Below are 10,436 nucleotides of genomic sequence, written 5' to 3' on the forward strand. Positions count from 1 at the left end.
CAGGGCGTGTCCGGACAGGTTGGTCTAACCATCGGCATGGTCGTGAACCTGACCGGACTGGTGGTCCTGCTGTTGTGGATTCCTTTGCGCCAACGGCCAGGGATCGGCACGGTGGCGAATGTCGTGATGATCGGGACCGCCATGGACCTGACCCTGGGGGTTCTGCCCCCCGTCGAGGGACTGGCGTTTCAGGTGGCCGCGCTGATCGCCAGTATTGTCGTCAATGGCTTCGCCGGCGCCCTCTACATCGGCGCGGGCCTGGGCCCCGGGCCGCGCGATGGGCTGATGACCGGCCTTGCGCGACGGACCGGCTGGTCACTGCGCCTCGTGCGGACCGGAATCGAACTGACTGTACTGGCTCTGGGCTGGGCGCTGGGCGGCACGGTAGGCGTCGGAACACTGCTCTATGCTTTCGGGATCGGGCCGATTGTACAGTTTTTCCTCCCGATGGTTTCCATTCCCGAAACCAAGAGTAACACTCAGGAAACCATGCCGCTTAAGACCTGACTCAACTCTAGGAAACTCCGCCTTTACCACCGTCCTGTATCAATCAGGGACAAGAACAAGGCCTCGCCAAATGAGCGAGCGTCCAGTTCGGTGGGTGTTTTCATATGACCAAAACGGTCCTGGTCGTCGACGACGACCCTACGCAACGCCGCCTGATCCAGGCGGTCCTCGAGCGCGATGGTTTCGCGGTCGCCCACGCCCAGAGCGGTGACGAGGCGATCCAGCACCTGACCTCAGGCGCCAGTGTCGACGTAATCCTGCTGGACCTGGTGATGCCCGGTATTTCCGGTCAGGACACCCTGATCGAGATGCGCGCCCGCAGCTTCGCTCAGCCTGTGATCGTGCTGACCTCGACCGGCGGCATTGATACCGTGGTCAAGGCCATGCAGGCCGGCGCCTGCGACTTCTTCGTCAAACCGGCCAGCCCGGAACGCATCACCATCTCGATCCGCAACGCCCTTTCGATGGGCGCCCTGAAGGGTGAGGTGGACCGGCTCAAGAAACACGCCACCGGCCGCACCAGCTTCAACGACCTGATCGGATCGTCCCCGCCCATGACCCTGGTCAAGCGGCTCGGCGAACGCGCGGCCAAGTCCTCGATCCCGATCCTGATCACCGGCGAGAGCGGGGTCGGCAAGGAAGTGATTGCGCGCGCCGTGCACGGCTCATCGGAACGTGCGGGCAAGCCCTTCGTGGCGGTGAACTGCGGCGCTATCCCGGCCAATCTGGTGGAAAGCATCCTGTTCGGCCACGAGAAGGGCAGCTTCACCGGCGCCACCGACAAGCACCTGGGCAAGTTCCAGGAGGCCAATGGCGGCACCCTGTTCCTCGATGAAGTGGGCGAACTGCCGCTGGACATTCAGGTCAAGCTGCTGCGCGCCCTGCAGGAGAGCGAGATCGACGCGGTCGGCTCCAAGCGTTCCATCAAGGTGGATGTACGCATCGTTTCGGCCACCAACCGCGATCTGAGCCTGGCGGTGAAGGAAGGCCGGTTCCGTGAGGACCTGTTCTATCGCCTGAACGTCTTCCCGATCGAGGCCCCCAGCCTGCGCGAACGCCGCGAGGACGTGCCGGCCCTGGTCGACTGCTTCATTCGTCGCTTCAATGTTGAAGAGGGAAAGTCCGTGGTCGGCGCCAGCGCCGAGACCCTGGCCTGCCTGATGGCGTACGAGTGGCCGGGCAACGTCCGACAGCTTGAGAACGCCGTCTATCGCGCCATCGTGCTGGCCGACGCCCCTTATCTGCAGCCCTATGACTTCCCGGCGATCTCGGGCGTCGCCGCGCCGCCGCCGGAGGCGCAGGCCACTACCCCCATCGCGTCGTCGCCCGACACCGTCGCGCCGCCTCAGGACGCACCGGTGCGCATCCTCGACGCGCGCGGCCACCTTCGCACCCTGGAAGAGATCGAGCGTGATCTGATCCAGCTGGCCATCGAGGTCTACGCCGGCCACATGAGCGAAGTGGCCCGCCGCCTGGGCATCGGCAGATCCACGCTCTATCGCAAGGTGCGCGAGCAGGGGCTGGACGGACTGGTCCGTAGCGAGAGTGAGGTTGAGGTTGAGGGCGAGGCGGAGACAGTTGCGGCCTGAGGCGCAGACCTTCTACGCAACAACTAACCTGACGAAACTCCCGGATGCGCCGGTTCGTTGACCAGCGCGAAAAATCCATGCGTTATGGTTGCGTTAAGGGAGGGCAGGAACCTGGACGCGAAAGAACGGAAGCGGGTTGACCGGGAGATCCGGCGATTGAACGCCGAGTTCGGTGGGGACCCGGGCCGGCAAGGCGTCGCTGGATTGGCGATCGCCGGTATGATCGTCCTGGCGGTCGGAGGCGCGGTCATGTTCCTGTTCATGCCAATGGGTCCCGGTGAACGGGCCGTTGGTCGGGTGGACGGGATCAGCCTCGTCGAGTCGGACGTCGGTACCCGGTTGAAGGCGCGCGTCACCGTGGGAACGACCCGCGGGCTGGTCTCCATCCCGGCAGGCGCCATGTGCGCCGCCGGCGATCGCATCGACCTCGTCAAACGCAAGACCCGGCTGAATGTGAGGTACACGCTGGGAATCGGTGGCTGCACGCGGTCGGGCCGACAATGACCGGCACGGCTATTTCTGTCGTCTCGCCACCCGTGCTGCGTCCAACCGTGCCCGAGCCCAAGTCGGTGTCACATTTCCTTCCGCAGGAAACACGATGACTGTATTGGCTTCCCGCGGACTATCAGCGTGCTTGGCGGGAGCCAGCCGCGCCATCGAAAGTCTCGAGGTCACAGCCGCTTCGAACATTCGACCCGGAGTCTGGTCGCCCACCCTGAAGGCGACAATGCGGCCCCTAGCATCAATTCGAAGCCGCAAAACAACCCAGCCGCACTGACCCTTGGCGAGGGCCAGACCGGGGTAGTTTATATCTGGAGCGCGAACGAAAACCTCGGTCGCTGCCTCTGAATTGTCTGGTGGCGGTGGAACGTCCTGGGCGGGCGGCAAAAAGCGGACAATGAACGGCGCAATTCCGAGCGCCCAGAGCCCACGTAACAGATAGACGGCCAATGCCCCCACAGGAACCGCCACTATAGATCCCACAAGCCAAAGGTGCGGGAACACGCCCCACATAACCGCCATCAAGTAAACAATGATGGAGCCAGCTATCCATGTCTCACCCGACGGCCATTGCCATCGGACCGAACGCCATCGGTCACTCGCAGGATGGATAGCAGCTGGTTCCGGGGTCGGCATACGCCACTCTACCCGCGGGGCGTCCGACCGCAATTGGAAGCCCTTGGCGCTGTGCGATGCGATGCAAGTACTATCCCCCTCTGGCGTTCCGCCGCTGATCGGCTAAACCCCTTGCGCGCCGCGCAGACGGCCTGACCAGCAACCGCCTCAGGGATCAAAACACATGCAGTACAAGCGTCTGGGCCGCAGCCCGATGGTGGTGTCCAAGATCTGCATGGGGACCATGACGTTTGGCTCTTCCGCCGACGAAAAGACCGCATTTCGCATTCTCGACCGGTCGCTGGAGGCCGGGATCAACTTCTTCGACACGGCCGAGAACTATCCGGTGCCGCCGAAGGAAGAGTGGGCCGGCACGACGGAGGAAATCGTCGGCCGCTGGATGAAGACCAAACGCCGCGACGAGCTGCTGATCGCCACCAAGGTGTCCGGCCCCAGTCACGGCTGGATCAAGTCATCGCAGCGCGCCGGCATGACCGCATTGGACCGCCACAACATCGTGCGCGCCGTCGAGGCCAGCCTGACCCGGCTGCAGACCGACTACATCGACCTCTACCAGACCCACTGGCCGGACCACGGCACGGGCTATGAGGAGGCGATGCGTGCGCTGGATGATCTCGTACTGGCCGGGAAGGTGCGGGTACTGGGCTGCAGCAACGAGACCGCCTGGGGCCTGATGAAGAGCCTGGCCGTTTCCGAGCGCGAGGGCCTGGCGCGGTACGAGACCATCCAGAACAACTTCAGCCTCAACAACCGCCGGTTCGAGGACGCCCTGTCGCAGGTCTGCCTGCAGGAGGGCGTCAGCCTGATCCCCTACTCGCCGCTGGCCGGGGGCGTGCTGTCGGGCAAGTACCAGGACGGGGCGCGGCCCGATGGGGCGCGGTTCTCCAACTATCTCAAGATCGGCGGTCGCCAGGCCGCCATGGCGCAGCGCTTCGTCAACGACAAGAGCCTGGCCTCCACCGCCCGCTTCGCCGCCATCGCCGCCGAGGCGGGGATCTCGCCGGTCACCCTGGCCACGGCGTGGAGCATGCAGCACGACTTCGTCGCCTCCACCATCGTCGGCGCCACCCGCGAGGATCAGCTGGACGACATCTTCGCTGCCGCTGACCTGACGCTCAGCCCCGAGGTGATGAAGCAGATCGACGCTGTCACCAGGGAGATACTCTATCCCATGGGGTAGGCGAAATTCGGAAGTCACCGTTACTTAAGGTGTAACCCGTATCAAGGCTCGAAACCCAGAGTTGCGATATGAGCGCTGAAAGTGAATCGACGGGACTGAACGCAGCGCTCTCCATGCGAGCCAAATCCGCTGTGATCCGGGTCGGGATCATGGCGGCGGTGGCCCTTATGCTCTGGACGTTTGGCGACTGGTCCATCGCGCCGCTGTGGTGGGCGACCTATGCGGTCCTGCAGTGGACTACGGCGCGTTTGTACCGCGAAGACGCCGACATCCAGCCACGCATCGCCTACGCCATGACGACCCTCAGCTATGCGGTGGCAGGCTTTCCGGCCTGGCACATGTGGGTCAATCTCGATGAACTGGGTATCGCCGCCTCGACAATGTTCCTGTGCGGGATGTTGGTACAGTTGGTGGTGTCATCCCTGGGCGCCGGGCGGCTCTTCTGGTCCAGCGCTACGCCCCTTATCGGCTACCTGATTTTCGTGCCGCTCGTCGCACGCTGGGATGTGAACCGGACTGAAGGCCTGGTGGTCGCCGCCTGCGCCTGCCTGCTGGTGCTTTACATGACTGTGCTCTGGATCGGTCAGCAACGGGCGCTCGCCGAGATCCGCGATAGCCGGTTGCGCGCCGAGGCCGCCAGCCAGGCCAAGACCGACTTCCTGGCGATCATGAGCCATGAGTTGCGCACACCGATGAACGCCGTGCTGGGGGCGACCGACCTTCTGGGCCGAACCGACCTGAACGAAGAACAGAAGGGCCATGTCGCCATCCTCGCCGATGGTGGATCCATCCTGATGCATGTGCTGAACGACGTGCTGGATCTGGCCAAGATTGAAGCCGGCAAGCTCAGTATCGACCCCTCGCGGACCGACATTCACGATTTCGTCCGTCGCTCTGGCGCATTCTGGTCACCCCGCGCCGACGACAAGGGCCTCAAGTTCACGGTCTCGGTCTCACCCGAAGTGCCGCAGTTTGTGATCGCTGACGCCACCCGTCTGAGTCAGATCGCCTTCAATCTGATTTCCAACGCCGTGAAATTCACCGAGGCCGGAGAAATCCGGATACGGCTGCAGGCGGAGCCAAGGGGCGAAGGGGCCACCAACCTGATCCTCAGCGTGTCGGACACCGGCATTGGCTTGAGCCAGGAGGCTGTCTCGCGCCTGTTCACGGCGTTCCAGCAAGCGGACGGCTCGATCAGCCGCCGCTTCGGGGGCACAGGGCTGGGGTTGTCGATCAGCCAGAAGTTGGCCGAGATGATGGGCGGCGCCATCACGGTGACCTCTGCGCCCGATCAGGGCTCCTGCTTCACTCTGCGGGTTCCGGCAGAGGTGGCGCCGCTGACCGAGGTTGGCGAATTGTCGCCTGCGGATACCCCGGCAGAGCCTCTGCCGGCGATCCGGATCCTGGTGGCTGAGGACAATCTCTCCAACCAGCGCATCATTGACTACTTCCTGCGCCCGCTCGGCGCTGCCGTAACCATCGTTGGCGATGGTCAACAGGCGCTCGACGCCCTGGCGGTCACCGCGTTCGATCTGGTGCTGATGGACATGCAGATGCCGGTCATGGATGGACTGGAGGCGACCCGCCGCCTGCGCGCCTCAGGTGGTCCAAACGCCGGGATTCCCATCCTGGCGCTGACCGCCAATGTGATGGACGACCAGAAACAGGCGTGTTTCGACGCAGGCATGGACGGCCACATTGCCAAGCCGCTCGACGCCCGACTCCTGATCAGCGGGGTGATCAGCGCCATTGATGCAGAGCGACCGACCGCGATGGCCGATCAACCTGCGGCCAGAGCGACGGACTGATCTCCCGGGGCGCGCCTACTTCTGTTTGACGGCGGCCTCTGCCGCCGCGTCGGCCTTCCTCGCTGCAGAGCCAGCAGCCTGCGCCGTTGCGTCAGCGGCGCTGTCGATTGCCGCAGTCGTCTTGGCCGCTGCAGCTTCTGTGTTGGCGACGTCATCACTGCCCGCTGACTGGACAGCGTCACCCACTTGATCTGCAGCCGCTGCAGCGGTTCCAGTCGCCTCTGCGGCCTTGTCTTCGGTCTTCTGCGAGCAGGCCGCGAGCAGCGCGACGCAAACGCCGGCGGCAGCCAAAAGTTTCATGTTCATTCGTATAGTCTCCCCAGACCAAGGCCCAGCGCCGCGCCGACGGGCGCGATGCATAGGGGTCAACGTACCTGGGCCCGATTGGTTCGATGCGGTGTGACAAAAGTCCGACGCCTGTCGGCGTGGCGGGTTGGGCCGGAGTTTCCTCAAGGGTTTTGCCCACTATCGTGCCGGGCCCTAAAGCACGCAGGCGGTCAGACCTTCGCGTCGCACGGCCCGCGCATTGCGGGTGATCCGGCCCGAACGCTTCTGGACATAGGGGCCCGGTTTGGCCGCCTTCCATTTCAGCGGGCTGGGCAGGATGGCGGCCAGCCGCGCCGATTGCGCCACCGTCAGTGATTTTGCCGGGACCTTGAAATTCTTCCGCGCCGCCGCCTCGGCGCCATAGACGCCGGGCCCCCACTCGATGGAGTTCAGATAGACCTCCATGATCCGCCGCTTACCCCAGCCGACCTCGATCAGCGCCGTGAACCAGGTTTCGAGACCCTTGCGAACCCAGTCACGGCCGGGCCACAGGAACACGTTCTTGGCGGTCTGCTGGCTGATGGTGGAGCCGCCACGGAGCTTCTTGCCCGCCTCGTTGGCGACCATGGCTTTCTGGATGGCCTCCACGTCAAATCCGTAATGCTCGCAGAAGCGGGCGTCCTCGGCGGCGATGACGGCGCGGACAAGATTGGGAGAGATCTCATCCAGCGGGACCCATTTGCGCTCGAAACCCCGCCCTTCGACGGTCCGCTGCACCATCAGGAACGTCACCGGCGGCGGTACGAAGCGATAGATCGCCACCATCACCACCGGCCCGATGAAAAAGACGATCAGGCCCGCGATGAACACCGCGCGCACAAAACTCCAGAAACCGCCCTTGCCCCGCTTCGCCACGTGTCGCTTGCCTTGACCCTGCGAACTCATGCTAGGCGCGATTCTCAACGATCTGGTCAATGGGAACTGCCATGAACGTCTCCGAAGCCGTCGAGCGCCGCATCTCGGTCCGCGCATACAAACCTGATCCGGTGCCCGGCGCCCTGGTGGCCGAGATCCTGGAGAAGGCGGCCCGCGCGCCGTCGGGCGGCAACCTTCAGCCCTGGCGGGTCTATGGTCTGACCGGCGCACCGCTTGCCGAATTCAAGGCCGTAGTCAGGACCATGCCGTTCGGAGAAACACCTGAGTACGAGGTCTATCCCCAGAACCTTTGGGACCCCTTCAGGACCCGTCGGTTCCAGAATGGCGAAGACCTCTACGCCAGCCTGGGCATCCCGCGGGAGGACAAGCCCGCCAGATTGCAGCAACTCGCCAAGAACACCGATTTCTTCGGCGCGCCGGTCGGGCTGTTCTTCTGCCTCGACCGCAAGCTGGGCCCACCGCAATGGTCGGACCTTGGCATGTACATGCAAACCGTGATGTTGCTGGCGGTGGAGCGCGGCCTTGATACCTGCGCGCAGGAGTTCTGGGCCCGCTATCCGCAGACGGTGGCGAAGTTTGTCGGTTTGCCCGACGATCACATGCTGTTCTCCGGCATGGCGCTGGGCTACCGCGACCCCGATCACCCCATCAATGGCTGGCGCTCGGCACGCGATCCGGTCGAGGTCTGGTGCGACCTGAAAGGTTTCGACTGATGCGCGCTGGCCGGCTGTTGCTGATCGCCGCGATCGTCGCCGGCATCAGCTATGTGGGATCCTGGTTTCTGGATCTGCCGCCGGCCGGGTCGGTGATCTGGAAGGGCGCGGGTGTGGCGCTGCTGGCCGCGTTCGCCGCCACACAGGCGCGAGGGCTGGATGGCGTGCTGTTGGCGGTGGTCTTGATGTTCGGGACGCTGGGCGACGTGCTGCTCGAAACCCATGGCCTCGTCGTGGGCGCACTGGCCTTTCTGGCGGGCCACCTGATCGCCATCGTCCTCTATGTCCGCAACCGCGATCCTGGCCTGAGCGCCCGGCATCTGGCTCTGGGTATGACGATCATCCCGGTTGTCACCGTCATCGCCTTTCTCCTGCCGCCCGACCGGGCCGGGGCTGGTTTGATCGCGCTCTATGCCATGGGTCTGGCCGCGATGGCGGCGGCGGCCTGGATCAGCCGGTTCCCGCGGCTTCTGGTGGCGGCGGGCGCGTTGATGTTTGTGGTGTCAGACCTGCTGATCTTTGCGCGAACCGGTCGTCCGGCCCTGGACGTCTTCCCGATGGCGCTGGCTGTGTGGGGCCTCTACTTTACGGGGCAGACCCTGATCGCCGTTGGCGCAACACGCACGCTGGTCGCGTTGAGGAACGGCTAACCCTAAGATTTCACCGCATTTTCAGCATGTGGCGTCAGGGTGTCGCCATGTCGCTGACGCCGCACAGACTTCTGACCGCCCTGCGTTTCGCGGGCTTGCTGGGCGGTCTGGTGGCGCTCATCGCCCTGACGGGTCCCTTCACCTACAGCCAGCTCGGATTGCCCTTCCCCGATACGGTGGCCCACGCCCTGCTGTTCTATGGGCTGGGCGCCTTGATGCTGGGGTCGCTGCCCCGGTCGCGCACGTCGGACCTCGCCGCTGCCCTGGTTGGCCTTGGAATCGCCAGCGAGATTGCGCAGTCGCTGGTTGGCCGCGAGATGTCGCTGCATGATTTTGCCGGGGACCTGGCAGGCGCAACGCTGGTCTTCCTGCCGGTCTATGTGGGACGGTTCCGTGAGCTGGTGCGGACCCATCCCCACATCACCTTTGCCGAGCTGAGCCGGATGAACCGCCGGCAAGGCGAGCTCAACAAGGCATCGCGCCAGCCCCTGACCGATCCATAACCCTTGCGGATCAGCCTGTGCTCTGGGAGCGTGGCGCATGATGTTCCGCTCTCTTCTCGTCGCCGGCTTGCTGGTCGCGATTTCGACCACGACCTCAGCCGAGCCTCGCACCGCATCCATCCGCGACCCCGACACCCGGGCCTGGTGGAAGATCACCGAACAGCTCTCGTCTGATGCCATGGAGGGCCGGGATATCGGCTCTTCGGGCCACGATCGTGCTGGCCGTCTGGTCGCCGACAAGTTCAGGGCCGCCGGTTGGAAGCCCGCCGGGGACAATGGAACCTTTTTCCAGACCTTCCCGGTGCATGAGAGCCGGGTCGATTCCGCGGTGGTCGCCCTGATCCACGAAGGGACCGCAGACCGCCATCTGGCTTTTCTGAAGGAGTTCAGCGTTCGCGCGGCAGACGATCTGCCGCCGCGCCTCGAAGCGCCCCTTCGGTTCGCGGGCTATTGCCGCCCGGAAGACCTGGCGGGTTCTGGCGGCAAGATGGTGGCCTGCATCAATACGCGGCGGGCGGGCCTGACCACGGGCGCCGAGCGGGTTCGAAACGCCCAGGCGGCGGGCGCGCTCGGCCTGATCCAGGTGGACGATCCAGGTTTCACGATAGAGCCGTTTCGCTGGCCGGCGGCCTATGCGCGGTCGATCACACTGGCCGATGCGCCGCCGCCCCGGACCGGCGGGTTCGTCGTGATGACCATGAGCGTTCAAGCGTTCGCACGACTGGCCGAGGGCTCGGGCCATGACGGCGCGGCGGTCATGGCGGCCGGCGGGGCGAAACAGCCCCTGCCGGTGTTCGACCTGCCCGGAACATTCACTGCCCGGTTCGAGATCAGCCAGCGCGACTACACCGCCACCAATGTGCTGGCCGTGCTGCCGGGATCAGATCCGAAGCTGGCTGCGGAACACCTCGTGCTCTCCGCACATCTGGACGGTTATGGCTTCGGCCAGCCGGTGGCCGGCGACAGCCTCTACAACGGCGCCCTGGACGACGCGGCCTATGTCGCCACCCTGATCCGCTTTGCCGAGAACCATCGCGGCAAGCCCCTGAAGCGCAGCGTCCTGCTGGCGGCCTTCACCGGCGAGGAGAAAGGTCTCCTGGGCGCCTACTGGTTCACGAAGAACCCGACCGTGCCGAAGGCCTCCCT

General features: G+C 64.7%; 12 protein-coding genes. 9 read left to right on the forward strand and 3 right to left on the reverse strand.

Annotated elements, in window-relative coordinates; translation table 11 throughout:
* From ACIQ42_RS10455 to ACIQ42_RS10465, 3 genes are all read left to right on the forward strand, one after another.
* Positions 1 to 507: YitT family protein (locus ACIQ42_RS10455; RefSeq protein WP_397422137.1), on the forward strand; the 507-nt coding region annotated here is incomplete at its 5' end.
* A gap of 104 nt (positions 508 to 611) precedes the next feature.
* Positions 612 to 2,096 (forward strand): sigma-54-dependent transcriptional regulator, encoded by a 1,485-nt coding sequence (locus ACIQ42_RS10460; RefSeq protein WP_397422138.1) that lies wholly within the window; start codon positions 612 to 614, stop codon positions 2,094 to 2,096.
* 156 nt (positions 2,097 to 2,252) lie between these two features.
* Positions 2,253 to 2,600 (forward strand): hypothetical protein, encoded by a 348-nt coding sequence (locus tag ACIQ42_RS10465; RefSeq protein WP_397422139.1) that lies wholly within the window; start codon positions 2,253 to 2,255, stop codon positions 2,598 to 2,600.
* A gap of 9 nt (positions 2,601 to 2,609) precedes the next feature.
* On the opposite strand, the gene ACIQ42_RS10470 is transcribed toward ACIQ42_RS10465, so the two are convergent.
* Positions 2,610 to 3,233, reverse strand: coding sequence for an energy transducer TonB (locus tag ACIQ42_RS10470; protein ID WP_397422140.1), 624 nt, complete (start codon positions 3,231 to 3,233; stop codon positions 2,610 to 2,612).
* A gap of 163 nt (positions 3,234 to 3,396) precedes the next feature.
* Between ACIQ42_RS10470 and ACIQ42_RS10475 the strand changes: the two genes are divergently transcribed.
* Together ACIQ42_RS10475 and ACIQ42_RS10480 are read left to right on the forward strand one after the other, a co-directional pair.
* Positions 3,397 to 4,413 (forward strand): aldo/keto reductase, encoded by a 1,017-nt coding sequence (locus tag ACIQ42_RS10475; RefSeq protein WP_397422141.1) that lies wholly within the window; start codon positions 3,397 to 3,399, stop codon positions 4,411 to 4,413.
* A gap of 68 nt (positions 4,414 to 4,481) precedes the next feature.
* Positions 4,482 to 6,221 (forward strand): ATP-binding protein, encoded by a 1,740-nt coding sequence (locus tag ACIQ42_RS10480; RefSeq protein ID WP_397422142.1) that lies wholly within the window; start codon positions 4,482 to 4,484, stop codon positions 6,219 to 6,221.
* Positions 6,222 to 6,236: 15 nt separating this feature from the next.
* Here the strand turns inward: ACIQ42_RS10480 and ACIQ42_RS10485 are convergent, their stop codons facing one another.
* Entirely contained in the window at positions 6,237 to 6,527 is a 291-nt protein-coding gene (locus tag ACIQ42_RS10485) for a hypothetical protein (RefSeq protein WP_397422143.1), read from the reverse strand.
* 174 nt (positions 6,528 to 6,701) lie between these two features.
* The gene (gene mtgA / locus ACIQ42_RS10490; protein WP_397422144.1) at positions 6,702 to 7,433 is read right to left on the reverse strand and encodes a monofunctional biosynthetic peptidoglycan transglycosylase; all 732 of its coding nucleotides are present in this window, start codon (positions 7,431 to 7,433) and stop codon (positions 6,702 to 6,704) included.
* Positions 7,434 to 7,474: 41 nt separating this feature from the next.
* Between mtgA and ACIQ42_RS10495 the strand changes: the two genes are divergently transcribed.
* The 4 genes from ACIQ42_RS10495 to ACIQ42_RS10510 form a co-directional block, all read left to right on the forward strand.
* The gene (locus ACIQ42_RS10495) at positions 7,475 to 8,137 is read left to right on the forward strand and encodes a nitroreductase (protein ID WP_397422145.1); all 663 of its coding nucleotides are present in this window, start codon (positions 7,475 to 7,477) and stop codon (positions 8,135 to 8,137) included.
* On the forward strand, positions 8,137 to 8,787 hold the full coding sequence (locus tag ACIQ42_RS10500) for a lysoplasmalogenase family protein (RefSeq protein WP_397422146.1): 651 nt from the start codon (positions 8,137 to 8,139) through the stop codon (positions 8,785 to 8,787). The genes ACIQ42_RS10495 and ACIQ42_RS10500 overlap by 1 nt, the downstream gene beginning before the upstream one ends.
* A 47-nt stretch (positions 8,788 to 8,834) precedes the next feature.
* Positions 8,835 to 9,290 (forward strand): hypothetical protein, encoded by a 456-nt coding sequence (locus tag ACIQ42_RS10505; RefSeq protein WP_397422147.1) that lies wholly within the window; start codon positions 8,835 to 8,837, stop codon positions 9,288 to 9,290.
* A gap of 37 nt (positions 9,291 to 9,327) precedes the next feature.
* Positions 9,328 to 10,436: M28 family peptidase (locus ACIQ42_RS10510; RefSeq protein WP_397422148.1), on the forward strand; the 1,109-nt coding region annotated here is incomplete at its 3' end.

The sequence above is a fragment of the Phenylobacterium sp. genome (genome assembly GCF_044372605.1).
Lineage (GTDB): Bacteria > Pseudomonadota > Alphaproteobacteria > Caulobacterales > Caulobacteraceae > Phenylobacterium.